The sequence below is a fragment of the Rhizobium sp. NFR03 genome (assembly GCF_900111275.1).
Lineage (GTDB): Bacteria > Pseudomonadota > Alphaproteobacteria > Rhizobiales > Rhizobiaceae > Ferranicluibacter.
The window spans coordinates 62,393-83,553 of the sequence record NZ_FOGR01000011.1 but is presented as its reverse complement, the minus strand read 5'-3'; the positions used below and the strand labels follow the sequence as shown (position 1 = coordinate 83,553).

At 62.5% G+C, this 21,161-nt stretch carries 21 protein-coding genes and 1 pseudogene; 6 read left to right on the top strand and 16 right to left on the bottom strand.

Annotated elements, in window-relative coordinates; translation table 11 throughout:
- Nucleotides 1-27 precede the first annotated feature (27 nt).
- The 5 genes from BSG19_RS22915 to BSG19_RS22895 all read right to left on the bottom strand — a co-directional run bounded on the left by BSG19_RS22915 (nt 28) and on the right by BSG19_RS22895 (nt 5,383).
- Entirely contained in the window at nt 28-696 is a 669-nt protein-coding gene (locus tag BSG19_RS22915) for a dienelactone hydrolase family protein (protein ID WP_092990329.1), read from the bottom strand.
- A gap of 210 nt (nt 697-906) precedes the next feature.
- The gene (locus BSG19_RS22910; RefSeq protein WP_092990328.1) at nt 907-2,082 is read right to left on the bottom strand and encodes a lactonase family protein; all 1,176 of its coding nucleotides are present in this window, start codon (nt 2,080-2,082) and stop codon (nt 907-909) included.
- 99 nt (nt 2,083-2,181) lie between these two features.
- Nucleotides 2,182-3,492, bottom strand: a complete 1,311-nt coding sequence (locus BSG19_RS22905) for a GH1 family beta-glucosidase (RefSeq protein ID WP_092990327.1) — start codon at nt 3,490-3,492, stop codon at nt 2,182-2,184.
- A 133-nt stretch (nt 3,493-3,625) separates the two neighbouring features.
- A complete protein-coding gene (locus BSG19_RS22900) occupies nt 3,626-4,606 on the bottom strand; it encodes a mannonate dehydratase (protein WP_092990326.1) in 981 nt (326 codons plus the stop codon).
- A 72-nt stretch (nt 4,607-4,678) separates the two neighbouring features.
- Nucleotides 4,679-5,383, bottom strand: coding sequence for a FadR/GntR family transcriptional regulator (locus BSG19_RS22895; RefSeq protein ID WP_092990325.1), 705 nt, complete (start codon nt 5,381-5,383; stop codon nt 4,679-4,681).
- A 168-nt stretch (nt 5,384-5,551) separates the two neighbouring features.
- On the opposite strand from BSG19_RS22895, the gene BSG19_RS22890 reads away from it, so the two are divergent.
- From BSG19_RS22890 to BSG19_RS22870, 5 genes and pseudogenes are all read left to right on the top strand, one after another.
- A complete protein-coding gene (locus tag BSG19_RS22890; RefSeq protein ID WP_244529398.1) occupies nt 5,552-7,126 on the top strand; it encodes an ABC transporter substrate-binding protein in 1,575 nt (524 codons plus the stop codon).
- Between the two features lie 16 nt (nt 7,127-7,142).
- Nucleotides 7,143-8,171 (top strand): ABC transporter permease, encoded by a 1,029-nt coding sequence (locus BSG19_RS22885; RefSeq protein ID WP_092990323.1) that lies wholly within the window; start codon nt 7,143-7,145, stop codon nt 8,169-8,171.
- An 83-nt stretch (nt 8,172-8,254) separates the two neighbouring features.
- A pseudogene (locus BSG19_RS22880) lies at nt 8,255-9,067 on the top strand (ABC transporter permease); the annotation flags it as partial.
- The gene (locus BSG19_RS22875) at nt 9,057-9,899 is read left to right on the top strand and encodes an ABC transporter ATP-binding protein (protein ID WP_092990321.1); all 843 of its coding nucleotides are present in this window, start codon (nt 9,057-9,059) and stop codon (nt 9,897-9,899) included. The pseudogene BSG19_RS22880 and the gene BSG19_RS22875, both read left to right, overlap by 11 nt.
- Nucleotides 9,896-10,672, top strand: a complete 777-nt coding sequence (locus BSG19_RS22870) for an ABC transporter ATP-binding protein (RefSeq protein ID WP_092990320.1) — start codon at nt 9,896-9,898, stop codon at nt 10,670-10,672. Before BSG19_RS22875 ends, BSG19_RS22870 begins: the two co-directional genes overlap by 4 nt.
- Nucleotides 10,673-10,765: 93 nt before the next feature.
- On the opposite strand, the gene BSG19_RS22865 is transcribed toward BSG19_RS22870, so the two are convergent.
- The 4 genes from BSG19_RS22865 to BSG19_RS22850 all read right to left on the bottom strand — a co-directional run bounded on the left by BSG19_RS22865 (nt 10,766) and on the right by BSG19_RS22850 (nt 13,729).
- Nucleotides 10,766-11,554 carry a transporter substrate-binding domain-containing protein gene (locus BSG19_RS22865; RefSeq protein ID WP_092990319.1) on the bottom strand — a complete coding sequence of 263 codons (789 nt, stop codon included), beginning with the start codon at nt 11,552-11,554 and terminating at the stop codon, nt 10,766-10,768.
- Nucleotides 11,555-11,640: 86 nt separating this feature from the next.
- Nucleotides 11,641-12,297, bottom strand: coding sequence for an amino acid ABC transporter permease (locus tag BSG19_RS22860; protein ID WP_092990318.1), 657 nt, complete (start codon nt 12,295-12,297; stop codon nt 11,641-11,643).
- Entirely contained in the window at nt 12,294-13,106 is an 813-nt protein-coding gene (locus tag BSG19_RS22855; protein WP_092990317.1) for an amino acid ABC transporter ATP-binding protein, read from the bottom strand. Before BSG19_RS22855 ends, BSG19_RS22860 begins: the two co-directional genes overlap by 4 nt.
- Nucleotides 13,103-13,729, bottom strand: a complete 627-nt coding sequence (locus BSG19_RS22850; RefSeq protein WP_092990392.1) for a DUF1989 domain-containing protein — start codon at nt 13,727-13,729, stop codon at nt 13,103-13,105. The genes BSG19_RS22855 and BSG19_RS22850 overlap by 4 nt, the downstream gene beginning before the upstream one ends.
- Nucleotides 13,730-14,042: 313 nt before the next feature.
- Here BSG19_RS22850 and BSG19_RS22845 point away from each other — a divergent pair, with 313 nt between their 5' ends.
- Nucleotides 14,043-15,218 carry a M24 family metallopeptidase gene (locus BSG19_RS22845; RefSeq protein WP_092990316.1) on the top strand — a complete coding sequence of 392 codons (1,176 nt, stop codon included), beginning with the start codon at nt 14,043-14,045 and terminating at the stop codon, nt 15,216-15,218.
- Nucleotides 15,219-15,311: 93 nt separating this feature from the next.
- Here the strand turns inward: BSG19_RS22845 and BSG19_RS22840 are convergent, their stop codons facing one another.
- The 7 genes from BSG19_RS22840 to pxpB form a co-directional block, all read right to left on the bottom strand.
- Nucleotides 15,312-15,725, bottom strand: coding sequence for a VOC family protein (locus tag BSG19_RS22840; RefSeq protein ID WP_092990315.1), 414 nt, complete (start codon nt 15,723-15,725; stop codon nt 15,312-15,314).
- Between the two features lie 28 nt (nt 15,726-15,753).
- The gene (locus BSG19_RS22835) at nt 15,754-16,935 is read right to left on the bottom strand and encodes a M24 family metallopeptidase (protein ID WP_092990314.1); all 1,182 of its coding nucleotides are present in this window, start codon (nt 16,933-16,935) and stop codon (nt 15,754-15,756) included.
- Nucleotides 16,936-16,945: 10 nt separating this feature from the next.
- Nucleotides 16,946-17,584 (bottom strand): GntR family transcriptional regulator, encoded by a 639-nt coding sequence (locus tag BSG19_RS22830; protein WP_092990313.1) that lies wholly within the window; start codon nt 17,582-17,584, stop codon nt 16,946-16,948.
- A gap of 87 nt (nt 17,585-17,671) precedes the next feature.
- Nucleotides 17,672-18,619 carry an NAD(P)-dependent oxidoreductase gene (locus tag BSG19_RS22825; RefSeq protein WP_092990312.1) on the bottom strand — a complete coding sequence of 316 codons (948 nt, stop codon included), beginning with the start codon at nt 18,617-18,619 and terminating at the stop codon, nt 17,672-17,674.
- A complete protein-coding gene (locus BSG19_RS22820; protein ID WP_092990311.1) occupies nt 18,616-19,260 on the bottom strand; it encodes a GntR family transcriptional regulator in 645 nt (214 codons plus the stop codon). Before BSG19_RS22820 ends, BSG19_RS22825 begins: the two co-directional genes overlap by 4 nt.
- Nucleotides 19,257-20,246 (bottom strand): 5-oxoprolinase subunit C family protein, encoded by a 990-nt coding sequence (locus tag BSG19_RS22815; protein ID WP_092990310.1) that lies wholly within the window; start codon nt 20,244-20,246, stop codon nt 19,257-19,259. The genes BSG19_RS22820 and BSG19_RS22815 overlap by 4 nt, the downstream gene beginning before the upstream one ends.
- Entirely contained in the window at nt 20,243-20,986 is a 744-nt protein-coding gene (gene pxpB, locus BSG19_RS22810) for a 5-oxoprolinase subunit PxpB (protein WP_092990391.1), read from the bottom strand. Before pxpB ends, BSG19_RS22815 begins: the two co-directional genes overlap by 4 nt.
- Between the last annotated feature and the right edge of the window lie 175 nt (nt 20,987-21,161).

Here is a 21,161-nt window from a genome sequence, read left to right as displayed (position 1 = left end):
GCCATGGCTGCCTGGCGTGAGGCGTTTTCAGCCGACCGTTTCCGACAGGAAGGCCAGCGTGCGCTCAAGGGCCTTCGCGGCGCTCGGCTCATCGAACGAAGCTCTTGCGTCGCAGTTGAAGCCGTGCCCGGCATCATAGGTGTAGATCGGGATATCGGGCAGCGCAGCCTTGATGGCGTCCACATCGCTCATCGGAATGTGGTCGTCATGTTCGCCGAAATGCAGGATCACCGGCACCTTGGGCTTGGTGCCGAGCGACTTGGCGATGTTACCGCCGTAATAGCCGACAGCCGAGGCTATGCCATCGATGGAGCAGGCTGCATTGTAGGCGAGCGACCCACCCCAGCAGTAGCCGACGACACCCACCCTGCCGCCTTCGGCCGCTGCGGAGACGGCCGCTGCAACGTCGAGCGGGGTCTTTCCATGATCGACGCGCTGGACGAGAGCGACGGCGGATGGAAATTCTTCAGCGGAATAGCCAAGTTCGACGCCCGGCTCGACGCGATCGAACAAGGCCGGCGCGATGACGAGGTAACCTTCTCTCGCAAACCGGTCGGCGACCCGTTTGATGTGCGCATTCACGCCGAAGATCTCCTGCAGGACGACCAGACCGCCGCGTGGCTTGCCCGCAGGCTCTGCCCTGTAGGCCTCGATTGTCACACCGTCGGCGGCAGTCAGCTTGATCATCTGGCCCATGCGGAACACTCCTGTTGTCGGGATCATGTCGATTGTCTACCGAGCCATGTGGTGCGTCCGTCCAGAAGCTCAAGAGGCCTCATGATCCGTGACGGCGGGACGCACCTGACGAGACCCGCAGGAAGAAACTTGGCAGCCGGTATCGATCGGAACTTGCGCAATAAGCACAGCTGGCTCGATCCACCTCGTCCATGACAAGGGGGGTGCGTATTAGGGAACGTCTACAATCTCGATCCAGTTCGCCCCGGCGCTCACCGGATAGCGGCCGTGTTCCGTCAGCGCACCGGTTTTCTTGTCGATGGAGTAGACCGAAAGCTTGTCGGATTTTTCGCCCGATGCGATGAGGAATCGACCAGCAGGGTCGATCCGGATGCCGCGCGGTTGCTTTTCCGTGCCGATGCTGTTCAGCCGCGTCAACGAGCCGGTCTCTGGGGTTACCGCAAACGCGGTAATGATGCTGGTCGAACGCTCCGTGGCATAGACGAAACGGCCATCCGGAGTGATTGCGATATCCGCAGCCCAGATCCGCGCCGGTGGCGTCGCCGTGCTGACTGCGGCCGGCTTCAAGGGCGCACTGAACGGCGGAGGTGGCGGGGGCGCGACGCCTGGCTCAAGCGTCGATTCCGGCGGGAGGATCTTCGCGGTATCGCGTTCGGTGAGGGTTCCCGTCGACGCATCCAGAGCATAGTGGATCACCTCGCCGCTGAGCTCTGTGAGGATGTAGACGGAGCGATTGTCGGGCGAGACGATAATATGCCGAGGCCCCTGCCCCGGCTTGGTCTGCACAGAAGCCGGATTGTTCTGTTCCAGCAAGCCTGTCTCGGCATTGAGCTTGTACTGAAGCACCACGTCAGAACCGAGATTGGTAACAAAGACGTATTGCCCGGTTTTATCGCTGACAATGGAATGTGCATTTCGCCCGGTCGAAAGGACCTGCTTCGCCCCGTCAGTGACCACACCCTCCAGCCCGACAGGCAGCGAGGCAATTTTGTTGCCGCCATAGGAGGCAAAAAACAAAAGCCGACCGGATGGATCGATCGAGACATATGGCATGCTGTCCGGGAGGGCTGCCGATGCCTTTTCGGTCAGACGCCCACTCGAAGGATCAATCGCATAGGTCAACACGCGAAACGGCTGGGAGCGGACGACGGCATAGAGGCGCGTCCGGTCCGGGCTGACGGTCATGGGCATGACCGATTTGCCGGCAACGACACCGCTCAGCGGCGTCAGCGTGCCGCTTTCCTCGTCCATTCTGAACGCGTCGATCTTCCCCTCCGTTGCAGCCGAGACGTACACGAAGGTCTCGGCGGATGCGATCGTCGCCGAGGCGGTCGAAGCGACGGCCATCGTCAGGCAAAGAAATGAAATCAGGCTGGTTCTTGGCATGGGCAATCCTCAACGCTGGAATGAAACGATTATGGTGCCGTCCGGGCGATCATCCTGTCGCTTGCGACAATACCGAAGTCACACAGGCCTTGCCGGTGGTTAGCGTCCAGCTTTCAGCATAGCCTGAAAGTCGAAGTAGCTCTGCTTGGGTTGACGGTCGCGCGTAGCCGGATCCATGCCCACGATGCCGAATTTCGGGTCATAGCCTTCCGCCCACTCGAAATTGTCGATGAGCGTCCAGGCGATGTGTCCGCGAACGTCCGCGCCCTGCCGTTGAGCCTCGCGAATTGCGGAGAAATGCTTGTCGAAGAAGGCGGTCCGCTTCGTCTCGTCGGTTTCCGATATACCGTTTTCGGTGACGTATATCGGCAGGCCCGGATAATCGCCGGCGGCGCGCAGAAGGAACTCGGTGAGCGCCTGCGGATAGATCTCCCAGCCGACATTGCTTTTTTCAAGGTCGCCGCGCACCTGGGTGAACGGAAACACCGGCACGCTGGCATCGTGCTTATAGAGAAAGCGCGTGTAGTAGTTGATCCCGATCCAGTCGAGCGGCGGGCTGATCGCTTGCATGTCGTCCTGCCAGTGGGTCGGCAGGTATGGTTCGAGAATGTCCGTGACGCGCTTGGGATAGCGCCCCTTGATGGCGCCATCGAGAAAGAACCGGTTGAAGATATCGTCTCCGAGAGCGGCCGCCTCGACGTCTTCCGGCGCCTGGCTGTACGGCTCCGCCTTTTCCATGTTCACGACGATGCCAAGCTTGTTTCCGACGTTCTCATCGCGCATGGCGGAAATGCCCAAGCCGTGCGCGAGCAGAACATGATGCATAGCGCGAGCGGTCCCACGAACATCCCTGTAGCCGGGCGCATGGACACCCATGAAATGGCTGAGCACGGTGATGCACCATGGTTCATTGAACGTGGCAATGCTCTCCAGCCGGTCGCCGAAATGCCGGCTGACCTCGCCCGCATAATCCGCAAAGGCCTTGGCGGTGTCGCGGTTCATCCAGCCGCCCCGATCCTGCAGGGCGCTCGGCAGATCCCAATGATAGAGGGTGGCGAACGGCTTTATCCCCCGCTCCAGCATTCCGTCGATCAGCTTGTCGTAAAAATCGAAGCCGGCACGATTGGTGGCGCCGACGCCGTCAGGAATAAGGCGCGACCATGCAAAGGAGAAGCGATAGGCATCGAAGCCGGCGTCGCGGATCAGGTCCAGATCTTCAGGCCACCGGTTGTAATGGTCGCAGGCGATGACGCCGGTATCTGCATTCCTGGTATTGCCCGGTGTCGCGGCAAACGTGTCCCAGATCGACGATCCCCGTCCATCGCTCTGCCCGCCCTCGATCTGATGTGCGGCCATGGCAACGCCGAAGACGAAATCCGGGCCGAAGTCGGCTCGCTGGTGAGAAAACATGGAGGACTCCCAAGGCTAGTTCAGCCGTTTGGCATTGGCTTCACAACCGGTTGTCCCAGTCGATCAGGCAGGCCGTATCGAGATAACGAACCGCATCGGCGCGGCCTCTGGCAGGAGGCCGCGCGACACTCTATCACGCTCCAAAAGCGTCCAGCGCCTGCAGCAGCCCGGCGGTATAACCGTAGCAATAGGCGAAGGCGACGCCCTGCGGATCGCGTCCGGAAATGGTCGGCACATGGTCAGGCATGATCATGTAGGGATAGCCGACCTCTTTGTAGACCTTGAGCGAACGGGCCATGTCCATGTCGCCCTCGTCCGGAAACGTCTCCATGAACGAAAGCTTCCGGCCGCGAATGTTGCGGAAGTGAAGGTTGAAGATTTTCTGACGGCTGCCGAACCAGCGAATGACGTCCTCGATCTCTTCGCGCGGATTGTCGAGCATCTCGCCGACCGTGCCCTGGCAGAAATTGAGACCGTGATAGGCGCTCTCGCGCATCGTGACGAATTTCTTGAGCCCGTCGACCGTGCCGAGGACGCGGGTCACGCCCTTGTAACCGGGGGGCGTGTACGGATCGTGCGGGTGGCAAGCCAGGCGAACACGGTTTGATTCGGCCACAGGAACGACACGTTCCAGAAAATAGTCGATGCGCTCCCAGTTCTCGTCTTCCGACAGAACGCCGGCAAGGCCCGGGGCCGCGTTCTGATCGGTCTTGTCCCAGCGGAAGGAGGCGTTCAGGGATCCGCCGCGGCCCTTCTCGTCCGGGGTGCGCGGAATACCGATCAGGTTCAGATTGTACTTGGCGGCCGGAATGCCGGCGGCGGCGAGATTCTCGATCAGCGTGCAGATCGCATCTATCTGACGGTCGCGGTTGGGACCGGCGAGCAGGATGTCGGGATAGGTGGCCGTTTCGATGGGGCTGGATGGCAGCGGCAGCTGGATCATGTCCAGCATCAGCCCGAAACTTTCGACTTTCTCGCGCAGCCGCTTCAGATCATCGAGCGACCATTTGTCGAGCGGACCTTCCGGATCTGCGCAGATATGATTGACCCCGAGCTGCGACCAGACCCGGTAATCATCGTCATCGCGCGCCGCAAGTTGCGTTCCTACATACATGTCATACCCTCCTAGATGTAGTATGACATAATATGAATTATTGGCCTTGTCGAGGGAGGGAGATCGCGAGGTTCATCGCGCGAGACGCCGGTATCTTTTCTGACTTGCGACCAGATGGTCCCGCATGGCAACCCGCGCCAGTTCCGGATCCTGATCGGAAATTGCGTCGAGAACACGTTCGTGCTCGGCCAGGACACCCGCAAGATACGTCTTGCTGTTGGCATCGGGAAGCGTCGGAAACTGGCCACGAGGGATGGATCTCTGGCCGTAGCGATTGAGCGCTTCGGTGAAATACCGGTTGTTGGTGGCGGTCGCGACGGCACGGTGGAAAAGAAAATCGTGTTCCACGGTCGACTCGCCGACATCGACCCGTTTTGCCATCTCCTGATGGGCCAGACGAATAGCCTCCTCTTGCGAAGCAGAGCGCCTATGTGCAGCGATTCCAGCGGCTTCGACCTCAACACCCATTCGAAACTCGATGAGTTCGAGCGTCTGCGGAACGCTTTCCAGTTCGACGGGCGTGAGAACGACCGACGTCCGGCTCATGGCATCCGTGACGAACATGCCCTTGCCCTGGATCGGCGTGACCAGACCGGCAGCGCGCAATTCGGCGATCGCTTCGCGCACCACCGTTCGGCTGACGGAGAATTGCCGTTCCAGCTGAGGTTCCGTCGGCAACTGGGAACCCGGCGACAGCACGCCCATCCCGATCTGGCGGTTCAATTCGTCGATGACGCCCTGTGCGAGGCGCGGCCTGCGGTTCGATACGATCTTCATTGTCCAGTCCCCTCGCGCCCCGCTATCTTGCAAAGCGGGTATCACATTTTACAGCTTGCTATTGCGACTTTCTAAAAAACGCCATATTCATCATACGACATATCACGCTACGTCTTAATTGACATCCGGGGAGGAATTTCGATGAAGCCATTTTGTTCAACGCTTCTGATGGGAACGACGGTCGCCGTTCTCGTCGGCAGTGCCACGGCCGCATTTGCGGAAACCCCGAACGATCAGTTGATCATCGGAACCTCCCTCGCGCAGGTCCTGTCCCTCGATCCCCAGCAGGGAACAGAGGTGAAGACGCAGGAGATCCTTGCCAACACCTATGATCGCCTCGTCTTCTCGGACCAGGCGGACGGCTACAAGATCAAGCCGCAGCTTGCCGAAAGCTGGAGCGTCGATGACAAGGGCATCACCTTCAAGCTGCGCGACGCCACCTTCACCTCCGGGAATCCCGTGACGGCGAAAGATGTGGTCTTCTCGATCGTCCGTCTCCTGAAGCTCGATCAGTCGGCTGCGACGAACTACAAGACCGCCGGCTACACGGCCGACAACATCGAAGGACTCGTGTCCGCCATCGATGACAAGACATTCCGCATCGAACTGACCGACAAGGTCATTCCCGAAGCGCTTCTCTATCGCCTCGCCATGGGTGTTTCGAGCGTCGTCGATAGCGTCGAGGTCGAAAAGCACGTGAAGAACGGCGATTACGGCAATGAATGGCTGCGCACGACGGCTGCCGGTTCAGGTCCCTACACCCTGCGCCGCTGGACGCCGAACGACATCGTCCTGCTCGAGGCCAACAAGGATTACCGCGCCGGCGCGCCGGCCATTCGTCGCATCGTCATGCGGCATGTGCCCGAAAGCCAGGCCGCCCGCCTGATGCTGGAGCGCGGCGACATCGATATCGCCAACGCGCTGACGGCCGCCGACGTCCGGACCTTCGAGACGAAGACGGGCTTCGTCATCGATCAGGTGAAGACCGGCGGATACTATGTGCTGGCGATGAACGCCGGGCGCGAGGCTCTTGCCAAGCCCGAGGTTCGCGAAGCCATCGCCTACGGCATCAACTACAAAGGCATCGCCGATACGATCCTCGGCTCCTACGGCCGGTGGAGAAACGTGCCCGTACCGGAAGACTGGGCAGGCGCCATCGCCAATCCCGACTGGTCGTTCCAGCCCGAAAAGGCCAAGAAACTCCTCGCCGATGCCGGATACCCCAACGGCCTCTCGCTGACGCTGAAGACGATTTCCCAGACGCCGCGTGTCGATATGGCGACAGCGATCCAGGCAAGTCTTGCCGAAATCGGCATCACCGTCACGATCCAGCAGGGCAACGGCGCGGATATCGTCGCGGCTCACCGGGCCCGCGATTTCGATCTCCTTCTTCCACAGACCGGCTCCTTCATGCCGACGGCGCTAGGCTCTCTCGACAATTTCGCGTCGAACCCGAACAATGCCAAGGAGGCCAACAATGCCGGCAACTTCGTCTGGCGCTCGGCCTGGGACATTCCGGACCTCAATGCGCTGCGCGAACAGGCAAACCGGGAACGCGACGATGCGAAGCGTCTCGATCTCGTCCGGCAAATCCAGGAAAAGTTCATCGCGCTGAAGCCGGCGGTTCTGCCGATGTTCGAGCGTTTCGAGCCGATTGTCGTCAGCGGGCGCGTCAAGGGATATAGCGGCCACCCCTGGTCCCTGACACGCATCGAAGCCGTCACCAAGACAGACGCCCCGTGACGAAGGCGATCGTCTCATGAAAGAGTTCACCCTCATCGAGCTTGGCAAGCGGCTCGGCCAGCTGTTGCTCAGCCTGTTCGTCCTGCTCGTCGTCACCTTCGTGATCGGTCGGATCCTTCCGACCGATCCCGTCGGGGCGATCGTCGGGGAGCTGGCCGATCCCGCCGCCTATCAGGCCATGCGCGCACGGCTCGGGCTCGACCTTCCGGTTTACCACCAGTTCTGGCTTTACCTCACCTCGCTCCTGCACGGCGATCTGGGAACCGCCATCCTGACGGGCAACCCGGTTCTGCAGGATTTGGCGCAGGCCTTTCCCGCAACGCTCGAACTGGCGACGCTTGCCGTCATCCTCTCGACGCTCGTCGGGGTGCCGCTGGGCATGACCGCGGCCTTCTTCCGCGACACCTGGATCGACAAGTTCACGCGCGTCATCTCCCTCGTCGGCCACTCGATCCCGGTCTTCTGGTTCGGCATCGTCGGCCTCGTGATCTTTTATGCGGGTCTCCAATGGGTCGGCAGTCCGGGGCGGGTAGACGTCTATCTCGAAGGTCTCGTCGAGCCACGCACCGGCCTGCTGCTGGTGGATAGTCTTCTGGCCGGCGATACGGAGGTGTTCTGGAACGCTGTCCACCACATCATCCTGCCTGCCTGCATCCTCGCCTATTCCGCCATGGCCTACATCACGCGCATGACCCGGAGCTTCACGCTGGAGCAACTCAATCAGGACTATGTGATTGCAGCCCGCGCCAAGGGCGCATCCAGCATGCGCATCGTTACCGGTCATCTCCTGCCAAATATCGCGGTCCAGCTCATCACCGTCCTTGCCATTTCCTATGGCGGACTGCTGGAAGGCGCCGTCGTGACGGAGATCGTGTTCTCCTGGCCCGGCATCGGCCAGTACATGACGAACGCACTGATGACCGGCGATATGAACGCGATCCTGGCGGGCACTCTCATCATTGGATTGATCTTCATGCTCCTCAATTTCCTGTCGGATCTGGCCTATCTGGTGTTCGATCCCCGTACCCGCGAGGTGACGGCATGAGCGCGGGTGATATTCTTGCACCTCCGCCGTCAGCGCAGGGGCCTGCCAGCCGCTTTGCCGGCAGCCTCAGGACCTTCGTCGTCAAGCTGGCAGACGAGCCGCTCGGCATGTTCGGCTTCGCGGTGCTTCTCTTCCTCGTGATCGTTGCCATCCTGGCGCCGTGGATCGCGCCCTACAGTGCGACGTCCCAGAATCTCGCGCAGGCGCTTCAACCGCCGAGTGCAGCGCACTGGGCCGGAACCGACGAGTTCGGCCGGGATATCCTGTCCCGCCTTATCTACGGCACGCGGATCACAATCCAGACGGTGCTCGCGGTCTCGCTGATCATCGGTCCCATCGGGCTTCTCATCGGCATCGTTGCCGGCTTCGTCGGCGGGCGCACCGATGCGATCCTGATGCGTGCGACGGATGTCGTCCTGAGTTTCCCGTCGCTCATTCTCGCGCTGGCCTTTGCCGCAGCGCTGGGCGCCGGGCTGAACACCGCCATCATCGCCATCTCGCTCACCGGCTGGCCGCCCATTGCGCGTCTGGCGAGGGCCGAAACATTGATCGTGCGCAACACGGACTATGTGGCTGCCGCGAGGCTCTACGGCGCGTCGCGCACGCGCCTGTTGTTGCTCTACATCGCGCCCATGTGCATTCCATCCGTGGTCGTCCGGCTCACACTCAGCATGGCCGGCATCATTCTTACGGCCGCCGCGCTTGGCTTCCTCGGCCTCGGCGCGCAGCCGCCGGCACCCGAATGGGGCGCGATGATTTCCAACGGGCGCAAGTTCATGCTGGACAACTGGTGGGTCGCGGTCATGCCCGGCCTTGCCATCCTGATCACGAGCCTTGCCTTCAATCTCGTGGGCGATACGCTCCGCGACATACTGGATCCCCGCCATGCCCGTTGATCAACCCATCCTCGAGATCCGGGATCTATCGGTCCGCTTCGGGCGCGCGAAGATCCCGGCCGTCAACAGCGTCAGCCTGACGGTGGGCGCCGAGCGGGTTGGCATCGTCGGGGAGTCCGGCTCGGGCAAATCGACGCTCGGCCGCGCGGTCATGCGCCTGCTGCCGCCCGCAGCGCGGATCGAGGCGGCGACCATGAATTTCGAAGGCGCGCCACTTCTGACGCGCAGCGAGAAGGCGATGCGCGGGCTGCGGGGCAATCGCATGGCGCTGATCATGCAGGACCCGCGCTATTCGCTTAATCCGGTCCTGACCGTCGGCAAGCAGGTGGCCGAAGCCGCAACGCTGCACCAGAAGATCAGCCGGAAAGATGCCTACGCGCTTGCCGCCGATATGCTCGGCCGCGTCCGCATCGCCGATGTCGAGCGGACGATGGCGCTCTACCCGCACCAGATCTCCGGCGGCATGGGCCAGCGCGTCATGATTGCCATGATGCTCCTCTCCAAACCCCGGCTCGTGATCGCGGACGAACCGACCTCGGCCCTCGATGTCAGCGTGCGCGGCGATGTGCTGCGGCTGCTCGACGAGCTTGTGCGGGAAAACAACTCCGCGCTGCTGCTCATCAGTCACGATATCCGCATGGTCGCCACGTTCTGCGAGCGGGTGCTGGTGATGTATCAGGGGCGCGTCGTGGAAACGCTGACGAAGCTCGAAGACGCGAAGCACCCCTATACGAGGGGGCTGATCGCCGCCATGCCGGACCCGAAACATCCCGTTTCCCGTTTGCAGGTTCTCGATCGTCAAGCCATCAACCAAGCCGGAAGCACGCTATGATCGATGTCGAAAATCTTTCCGTCTCCTTCGGGCAGGGCCCGGCCCGCACGCAGGTCGTCAAATCGGTATCGTTCTCGGTGGGCAAAGGCGAAACGCTCGGGATCGTCGGGGAGTCCGGTTGCGGAAAGTCGACCGTCCTGCGCTCGCTTGCGGGTCTCGACCGCCATTGGGAAGGATCGATCCGTCTCGCTGGCGAAGCTGTCGATCCCGACCGCCGGCGCGAACAGCTGCTGCTGGCCCAGATGGTCTTCCAGGATCCCTATGGCTCCATCCATCCGCGCCATCGCATCCAGCGCGTTCTGGCCGAACCGATCAGAGCCATGAACAAGGGGCCGGGTTGGGATCGTGTCGGCCCGGCGCTCCGCCAGGTCGGCCTGCCCGAAACGTTTGCGGACCGTTTCCCGCACCAGCTCTCCGGCGGGCAGCGCCAGCGCGTCGCCATCGCCCGCGCCCTGATGCTCGAGCCGGATATCCTCCTTCTCGATGAACCGACGTCCGCTCTCGACGTTTCCGTCCAGGCCGAGGTTCTCAACCTTCTCTGCGACCTGCGCGACGAGCGCAATCTTACCTATGTGCTCGTCAGCCACGACCTGTCCGTGATCGCACATATGTGCGACCGCGTTCTCGTCATGCAGCGCGGCACCTTTGTTGACGAGCTGACCAGGGACGACCTGCAGCGCGGCGTCACGCACCATGCTTATTCCCAGATGCTCTTCGAGGAAGCGGTCAACGGCCTGAGAGACGTGCACGAGGTCGCGCCCGTCCTCAATTAGCACACGCGGGGCGCTTCGCCGAACGGCCACAAGTGACATGATCCGACCGGCATGAGTTTCGGCGGACGTCGTTCGACGCCCGCCGCGCAGTTTCTACTTGATCGTCTTGATCGGGTCTTTGGGAGTGGGATCGAAGCCAACGAGATCGGTCGTCAATTTTGCATAGGTGCCATCGGATACCATGTCGGCGAGCGCCTTGTTCACGGCCTCGACGAGATGGGGCTTGCCCATCTTGAAAGCGAAGCCCTTCTGGACATGGCTGACATAGTCGTCGGTCATTTTCAGCGGCATCTTCGCGGTCTTGATGGCATAGGCCGCCGCAATCGCATCCGTGATGACGGCATCGACGTTGCCGTTGACGAGATCCTGCATCGCGTCCGATTCCGCCTTGTAACCCTTGACGGCCGCACCCTTGTCTTCCGCGATCTTCGTCCAGCTGGAGGCGACGAGCGCGCCAACCGTTTTTCCCTTCAGGTCGGCAGCGCTCTTCACATCGGACTGGTCGGCGACGACGATGCGTCCGCCGGATTCCAGCCAGCCGTTCGAGAACGTCACCTGCTTCTGCCGCGCTTCGGTGATGTCCATTGCCGCGCTGATGACGTCATACTGGTCTGCCTGCAGCCCGACCAGCAGCGAATCCCACTTGATGAGAACGGGCGTGTATTCGAGGTTAAGCCGCTTTGCGACCTCCGACATGACGCGGATCTCAAGGCCGTCGAGCGTGCCGTCGGGTGCGCGCATGCTGAAGGGTGCGTAGGTGCCTTCCGTGGCGACCATCAGCTTGCCCGGCTCCAGCAGTTCGAGGTCGGCGGCATGGGCCAGCGATCCCATCGCAAGAGTGGCGACCGTCGCGGTGACGGCAATAAGCGTTTTGAAAAGCATGTCGAGTTCCCTTGTTTTCTTTGATGTATCGGTCTGCAATGCGCCGGCGAAGCAAGAGGCTCGCCGGAAAAACGCCTGAACCGGCTTCAGCTCAAACGGGCGTAATGACGCTCCAGCCAAGACGCGAGAAGCGTGAGAACGGTTGTCAGGACGAGATAGATGACGGCGACCGCGATATAGAATTCGAAGGGGCGGAAGGTCGCGGCGATGAGGGTCTGGGCGTAAAGCGTCAGCTCGACGACGGTGATGGTCGACAGGAGCGACGTATTCTTCAATGTCGAGATGGCTTCGTTGGTCACGGCCGGCAGGATGATGCGGAAGACCTGCGGCAGGATGATTGTGCGCATCGTCTCGGATCGGCTGAAGCCGAGCGCGAGGGCAGACTCGCTCTGCCCCGACGGGATCGCGGTCAGGCCGCCGCGGACGATTTCCGCAATATAGGCGCCGCTGTTGATGCCGAGCGCGAGAACGCCTGCCGTGAACGGCGACAGCCGGATGCCGAACTGCGGCAAACCGAAATAGATGATGAAGATTTGAATGAGCGTCGGCGTGCCGCGAATGAACCAGATGTAGAAGCCGGCAACGGCACGCACGGATTTCAGACGCGAGCGCTGGGCGAGCGCGGCCAGCAGCCCGCAGGCCCAGCTGACGACGATTGTCAGGATCGTCAGTGCGAACACCGTCCAGGCGGCTTGCAGGAAGCCCGGGCCGTAGAGCTGGAATTCTTCGAGAACGAACGTCATGACAGGCGTCCTTCCTGCGTGCTGAGGGCGGCGGACGCCTGAACGACCTCGTTATGGAGAATGCGGTGCAGGAACTGCTTCAGGCGGTCGCTTTCGGGATGGCGCAGAATGTCGGGCGGGCCAGCCTCGGCGATGACGCCCTGGTCGAAAAACAGCACCCGGGACGAGACATCGCGTGCGAATGCGATCTCGTGCGTGACCAGCAGCATCGTCATGCCCTCGGAGGCGAGCGAGGCCATGAGGACGAGGACCTCGTGGACGAGTTCGGGGTCAAGCGCCGACGTGACCTCGTCGAACAGCATCAGCCGCGGCTTCATGGCGAGCGCGCGAGCGATTGCGACGCGCTGTTGCTGTCCACCCGAGAGCCGGGATGGATAGCTGCCGCGTTTCTCGTAGAGACCGATGCGCGAAAGCAGGGCATCCGCCTCTTCGATGGCCTGCTTGCGCGGGATCCTGAGAAGGCGGATTGGTGCGTGGATGACGTTTTCCAGCACGGTCATATGCGGCCAGAGATGATAGCTCTGGAACACCATGCCAGCACGGGTCCGCAGCGATTGAAGCTGTGCCGCCGTCGGGAAGAAGCGCGACTCCGGGCGAAAGTCGAAGGACAGATCCTCGAAATTCATGAAGCCGGACTGCGGGACCTCCAGTGCATTGATCGACCGCAGAAAGGTGCTCTTTCCCGAGCCGCTGGCCCCGATGATCGAGACCACCTCCCCTGCATCCACCGTCAGGGAGACACCCTTGAGGACCTCGTTCTCTCCGAAGCTCTTGCGGATCTCGCGGAGCGACAGCAATGGCGGGGTCATGATGTCACCTCGGCAGGGTTCGTGTCGTGAAGACGGACCGCGATGTCCCGAGGCGTGCGGGCTGTGCCATTGATCGGCGTGACATCCTGCGGACAGGCGGAGAGGACGAGCACCAGATCCATCTCGGCCCGCAGCACGACGGTATCGCCGGCGACCGTTGCCGGCGGAAGCCGATCGACCGAACCGTCAGGCGCTACGGGTACGTTCATGAACAGATTGAGCGAGGCCGGCGTGAATGGCAGCGCAAGATCGAGCGTCGACAGGGCCTCGTGGAAATTGTCGCTGCAACTGCGATGATCCTCCGCGCAGCCGAGTTCCCGGTAGAGCTCGCGGCTGCAGGGGCACAGGAGTGTGTCATGGCGCACCGCACCGCTATCGGCCACCATCGTCAGCATCGGGCGACGCCGGGAACTCATGAGCGTCATTCCGTTCGCAAAGAAGATGTTGCTGTTCACCGAGCGCGTATGGTCGAGCGACGAGGTCTCGAACACGTCTGCCGCGGCCAGCGCCCAGAGATCCGTAACCTGGTTTCCGTAGGTGTTTTCGATGAGGACGTGCTGTCCCGCACGCATGCGGAAAGCTCCGCCATGACTTGCCGGCACGGTCATCTGTTCTTGGCTCATGGACATCGCTGACATCGATCTTTTCGGCCGCAGGAAGCGGGTGGGATGTGTGCTCACCGTTGTCAGCACTCTCTTACCTCAAACCTATTCCAGTATACCACTGGAGTTCAAGATGAAAAATCAACTATTTAGTGGATCGCAAACGTGCATCCTGATGAAGAGATAGGCACGACTGAGCGAAGAATATGCAGATTGCAGGCATTCGAACCATTCCGCCGATGAAGACGTATCACACATGAAGCTCTGAATTGACGACCGGATACAGCCGGTGTACCGAAATTGCGCAGCGCGCCTGAGGAATGAGGATGACGGGATGAACCGCTACTTTCCACTCGACGAATATCGCATCCGTTGGGAGCGTCTCCTGGCGGAAATGAAGCGTCGAGGCTTCGAGACGGCCGTGGTGTTCGGTCGTGGCGGCGGGACGACTGACAATTGCGGCGATGTCCTCTACCTCTCCAACCAGTACTCGATCAGCGGCGGCATGGACTCCCTCATCTGGACCGCCCGTTCGTTTGCAGGTGTCATCCTGCAGACCGGTCGCGACCCGCAACTGCATATCGACGAACCGGAAGTCCGGCGCGATCTGGTCTCTATCGAGGACGTGCGTTCCAGCAATCATCCCTTCGAAAGCGTGGCGCGTTCCCTTGTCGAGCGCGGTGTCTCCGGTCGGGTGGCGCTCGTCGGAACCAACCTTATTCCCGTGAAATACTACAGGCAGCTGGAAGCCACCGCGCCCGATATCGAGTGGGTGCCGGTCGATGACCTCGTCCGCTCCGTGCGCCGGATCAAGAGCACGCGCGAGCTGGATGCCTACCGGACGGCCGGGGAGACGGCGACCGCCGGCATGACGGTCCTGATGGAGAGCCTCGTCAGCGGCATGTCCGAGAGGGAGGCGGCGGGAGAATGCGCGCGCGAAGTCGTGCGACGCGGAGGACGCGTCCAGATGATCGGCACCAATCACGGCGACACGCTCGGCTTTGACCAGCGCTTTCCGCTGACGGGGTACAGCGACGATGTGCCCGCAGTCGGCGATGTCGTGACGGGCACGCTACACGGGCCGCTGTTCCAGGGCTATTATCTCGATCCCGGTCGAACAGCCGTGCGGGGACATGCGAATGCCGACCAGCGCCGCCTGATCGAGGCCGCAGGAGATCTCGTCCACCGGCTGACCGACATGCTGAGGCCGGGCGCAAGACTGCTTGACGTCGCCGCGGAAGGCGACCGGCTCACAGCGGCCTTCGGCGGGTCGATCTCGCCCATCATGAAGAATTTCCCGTTCTACGGTCACGGCATCGGCCTCGGCTTCGAACTGCCGCGCATCTCCACCAGCATGTCGCTGCCCGATGATGTCGTCGAGCAGAACATGGTCTTCGGCATCGAGGCTTTCCTGTCGCTCGACGGCGTCGGTGCCGCATTCTTCGAGGACATCGTCATCGTGGGACAGGACGGCAACGAGGTGCTCACCAAATCCCCAAGTCTCTTCTGAGGGGGAACATCGGAGGGGATGCCGGGGCCTTCAACCCTCCCCGGCATCGCTTTCCATCTACGGCCCGTTGCCGGGCGTATCGATCGTCGAGCGTCAGTGCGCGAAAACGCTGTCGAAATCCTTGAAGCCCTTGACCTCGATGGGGTTGCCGCTCGGATCGAAGAAGAACATCGTGCGCTGCTCGCCGGGCTCACCTTCAAAGCGGATGACCGGGGGGATATCGAAGGCAATACCCGCCTTTTCCAGACGTTCGGCGAGTGACAGCCACGCATCGAGCGGCAGGACGACGCCCAGATGCGGCATCATGACCATGTGGTTTCCAACCTTGCCCGTCCGCGTGACCTCGAACGGCTTGCCGAGGTGAAGCGAGATCTGATGGCCGAAAAAGTCGAAATCGACCCAGGTGTCCGTCGATCGGCCTTCTGCACATCCAAGGATGTCGCCGTAGAAGCGACGCGCTTCATCGAGATCCGTGATGTGGTAGGCGAGATGAAAGAGTGAGCGCATGGATAGGTCTCCTTGATAAGGCTGTTTTCTAGCGAGAGGTGAGTGCGCGGGGCAGGTTCGACAGCGGTTCCGCGCCGGTCTCTGTCACGATGACGGTTTCAGACGCTCCGACGGTCCAGTGACCGAAGCTGCGCAACGTCGCCGGGATGTGAAAGACCATGCCGGGCTCGATCAGGCGCTGCACGCCCGAAAACAGGCTGAGAATTCCGCCCTCGCCCCAATCCGGTGCGAAAGCGATCCCCATAGAATAGCCGATGCGCTTTCGGAAGGCGGAGGTGAAGCCAGCGGCGTCGATGATCCTTTGCGCGGCCTCATGCGGCGCGGCGCATGAGGCGCCCGGCCGGATCTGCGAGATCGCGGCGTCGAGTGCGAAAAGCGCGCAGTCCATCATCCGCTGCGCCTCCGCTGGCGGCTTGCCGAGCCAGACGGTGCGCATCAGGGCCGCGTGATAGCGGGCATGGCTTCCGGCAAGCTCCAGAAAGACGGGGTCGCCTTCGCTCAAGGCACGGCGACGCCATGTCATATGCGGCAGCCCGCTGCGCGGTCCCGAAGAGACGAGCGGCTCCATGGCCATGGCTTCCGATCCCGCGCGCGTCGCAGCACCGAGCATGGCGGCCGCAATCGCGTTCTCGTCGGCCCCGACGGTACAGGCCTCGATGGCGGCCACCATTCCGGCTTCCGCGTAACGTGCCGCGGCGCGGATCGCATCGCGCTCGGCATCGCTCTTCACCATGCGCAACGGCGGCAGAATGTCGGAACCGTCGGTCAGTTCCGCGACACCAAGACGGTGGGCGATCTCGCTGACGAGCCGCGACGGAAGAAACCAGCCGGACAGTTCGATCGCGGGCATGGCCACGCCGCGTTCGCGCAGCAGGGAAACCAGCGCGCCAGCGGGATCATCCCCATCCTGATAGGTAACGATGTCGCTCAACCAGGTGTTTGCGACAGCACCGAAGAATTCCAGTTGCCTCACGAGAAGCGTCATCGGGCCGGACGACGGGAGAAGCAGCGCCTGGAACGCGAAGTAGCCGGCCGTCTGTCGGCCTGTCAGCCAGTAGATCGTCTCCGGGCCGGTGACGACCAGTGCCGCGTGTCCACTCGCCCGAAGTGCCGTCTGCGCGCGGGCCTGCCGGTCGGCATATTCCTCCTGCGAGAACGCAGCCTCGCTGCCACGCATGGCGGGATCGTTCAGGAATGCAGCGTTGTCCATCAACCCAGCCTCACGTGCGCGACAACCAGGCGAGAAAGCGCTGCCGAACGCTGTCGAAGTGGCGCTCCATCGCGGCCCGCGCCGCCGCCCCGTCTTGCGCCTCGATGGCGTCGATAACGTCGAGATGTTCGCGCGCCTGCTGGTCGAAGCGGTCGTGCGTGCGGGTGATGGTGCAGCGGCGGGCAACCCCGCGCATCTCGGTCAGCATCGTTGCCAATAGCGGCAGGCCGGCCGCGTGCGCGACCGCGTCGTGAAAGGCATCATCATCCAGCCAGAACCGGTCGAACGCGATATCGCCACCACCCGCATAGGCGCGCATCGCGTCGCGGGACGCCAGAAGCGCCGGCGTCATCGCGCAGGTGGCAGCCTTCCCGGCGGCGGCTCCTTCGAGCAGGCGGCGGATCTGGACGATCTCCAGCAATTGCTCGACCGTGACGTCGCGAACGATGAGAGCACCGTTCGGCAGCCGCGAGATCACGTCTTCCTTTTCCAGCCGAGAGATCGCCGCGCGTAGCGGGGTACGCGAGATACCCGACTCCAGCGCCAGCGTGCGCTCCGTCAGCATGTCTTCGGACGAGAACCTTCCCTCCAGAATCCGCTGCTTCAGATCCCGGTAGATCTGCTGGGTCAGTGTTTCCTTGTCAGCCATGCCGCGCACCGCCTTCCATGATCGCGATCTTCAGGGGTTTGGCGGTCGCTCCGATATCGGCCGGGTCCGTGGCCTTTTCGAACACCGTCATGTCACCTGCTCCACAGGCGGGTCGATCGTCGTTGCCGGCCTTTGGCCGGAAAGGGCCGTCAGCACATGGCCTGCCGCACCGGTCGCCACACGCTGAAGGGCCTCCGGCGTCGTGCCGCCGAGATGCGGCGTGAAGATGACCCGCTGCGATGCGGAAAGCCGGCCTTGCGGGGCGTCTGGCGTGTAGACGTCGAGACCGGCAGCGGCGATCGTTCCCCGCTCCAGCGCATCCGCCAGCGCAGCTTCATCGACCAGCCCTGCGCGTGCCGTGTTGATCAGAATGGCGCCCGGCTTCGTCACGGCAAGAGCGGCCGCACCCATCAGCCCGCGCGTTTCCTCCCGCAGAGGTGTGTGAAGCGAGATCAGGTCGGCGCGGCCAAGACCGTCTGCAAGTGTCGTAACGCGTTCGAAAGGCCCGGTATCCTCGCTTCTGGGAGAATAGACCAGAACCTCCATGCCGAGTGCGGCATGCAGCATGCGCCCGAGGCCGGCGCCTGTTGCTCCCCATCCGACGATCATCGCGGTCTTTCCCGAGAGTTCGTGGAACATGCCGGCTTCGCGAAAGCCGGATGCGCCGTCGCGCACGGCGCGATCAGCAGCTGGGATCAGGCGCGCCGCGGCAATTGCTAGACCGAGCGCAAGCTCGGACACGGATTGCGCATTGGCGCCCGGTGTATTGCAGACGAGGATGGACTTCGCCGCAGCCTGCGCCTTGTCGACGCTATCGTGCCCTGCCCCGTGAATAACGATGACCTTCAGAGTGTCGCTCGCAAGGATCGCCCGGGCCGAAAGACCGGCATCCCGCGTGATCACGGCATGACATCCCTTGATCCGGCTGGCGACCGTTTCCATGTCGGCATCCGGGCAAAGTTCGACCTCCATGCCGGCGTCCCGGAGCATGGCGATGCCGTCCGCATGGATGGGCTGAACGAGAAGACATTTCATCGCGGCATTCCCCCGGCGGAGGCAGCGAGTTTTTCCAGAATGGCGTCACGAGCATTCAGCACATGCCGGCTCATCAGGTGTCCCGCAGCATCGGCATCGCGTGCGCGCAAAGCATCGATAATCTCAAGGTGCTCCCGGCACCCTTTGAGGAAGCGTTCGGGAACAAGGCTATGGTCGAACATGCAGGTACGCCGCCGCAGATCGCTGATCGTCTGCATCATCGTCCGGTTCCCCGACACATTGGCCAGCCAGAAGTGGAAATCATCATCGACGTCGCGCGCTTCTTCGTCATCGCCTGGACCCGTCTCGATCAGCGCCCGGATGCGGCGTTCGAGATCGTCGAGGACGTCGGCCGGCGCCGCGACCGCGATACGCGCGCAGTAGCTCTCGATCACGCTGCGCAGATAGAAGATCTCCTCGACCTCCGCCGCCGCCAGCCGGCGGACCCTGAGAAACCGTCCCTCCTGCACCGCAAGCCCTTCGGCCTCGATGCGCTTGATCGCCTCGCGCACCGGCGTGCGGGACATGGAGAATATTTCACCGAGCTTGGCTTCCTGCAACACATCGCCCGGCATCAGGGTGCCGGAAAGGATCATCTCGATGATCTTGCCATAGGCCTTCTTCGCAAGGGGCTGGCTCACGCGTTCGACCTCCCGGACATCGCCGTCGTTTCTTTGATCCCTGTCGTCTCGCGTTTTTCCTCAAGACCGGCAAGGGCCGAGGTGAGCGCGCGCGACTGGTCCATCAGCAGATCCTCAGCCTCGTCGCGGGAGACCACCCGGAAGCGGACGGAGCTTCCGGTCATCGCCTGCGCGAGACGCGGCAGATCGATGGTGGCCACTGTGGCGATCTTCGGATAGCCGCCCGTGGTCTGTCGCTCGGCCATCAGCACGATCGGCCGGCCGGAAGATGGCACCTGAATGGAGCCTGCGACCGTCCCGTCGGAAATGATGTCATGGCCGGCAAAGGCTGAAATCGCCGGTCCGTCCAGCATCTGCGCCATCCGGTCGCGATGGGTGGCGATACGAAACGGCTCTTCGAGAAAGAGCTTCCAGGCCGCCGCATCGAAATGCCCGGCCTGCGGCCCCGGCACGATACGAAACGGGCCGCGCGGCCGGGCCAGAGGCTGGCGCATGGCGAGGAGCGGCGCGCTTGACCCGGTGCCGAGCGGCAAACGATCGCCGGCGGCGAGCCGCCGCCCGTCGAGACCGCCAAGCCCGGTGCGCAGATGGGTCGTTCGCGCACCGAGGACAGGAGGCGTATCGATGCCACCGGATATTGCAAGGTAACCCCAGACGGCGTTGATAACGGCGCCGATGCGAAGTGTCTGCCCCGGCAGTAAATGGTGGCTTTCCCAGGCGTGGAGGGGTTTGCCGTCGATCGTCATACCGACGGCCGCACCTGTGACGGCAATACGCACTGGGGTGTCCACGACGAACGTTCCCCCGACCTGCGCGAATTCGAGCCCGGCATCCGTCTCCGCATTTCCAACGAGGCGGTTGGCGATCCGCAGCGACGGCGTGTCCATGGGTCCCGCCCCTGAAACGCCGAAGCGAGAGAGCCCGGCCCGGCCGAGATCCTGCACCGTCATCATCGGACCGGCATCCTTGACATGGAGGACGCTCATGCCGCCTCCCATTGCTCGACAGGCTCACCTCTGGCCACAGCCGCATCGAGATCCGCGGCCTCGGCCGCCTCGATAGGGCGGAAACGAATGCGGTCGCCGGCGCGCAGCAAACATGGCTCCGCGCGGTAAGGGTCGAACAGCTTCAACGGCGTCCGCGCGATAAACCGCCATCCGCTCGGCCCGGGAACCGAGTTGATGCTTGCCTGCTGACCGCCGATGCCGATCGCGCCGGCTTCGATCCTCTGCCGCGGCACGGCTAGCCGGGGCGTATGCAACCGTTCGGGCAGCCCGCCGAGATAGGCGAAGCCGGGAGCAAAACCGATCATATAGACACGATATTGGGCGGAAGCATGCAGCGCGATTAGGTCGCTGCGCGTCATCTCCTTCAATGCGGCGAGAGCATCGAGATCCGCACCGGTTTCGCCGCCATACAGGACCGGCACGATCATATGGCGCGCGCCGCTTTCCGCTTCCGGCTGGCGCTCCAGCAGATCAAGGAGCTGCGATGTCAGGTCGCGACCGCGAACGAGAGCCGGATCGTACTGCACGAGGAGCGACCTGTAGGTGGGCACGAGGTCCCTGATGCCGATGATCGTCCCATTCGCCAGAAGGTCGGCCAAGGCAACGACGCGCCCGCTGGTCGCCTCGTCTATTCCGTCGGCGAATTCGATCGTGAGGGCGCTGTCTCCACAAGCGGCAATGCGGGGAAAATGCGCCGGAGCATCTTTCGTCACAGCCATGCCGTTCCCTTGTTCCATCATGCCGCGCCGACCGTTTCGGAAAGAAGCCTTTCTTCGCGTCAGGACCGCTAAAATCGTTCGCGCCGGTCGGCTGTTTCCGCCGTCGCGACAGCGCAGCGAGCCCTTGTCATTTCAGTACACCATCTGTATGTCAAGCCCGTGGTGCTCGTGCGGG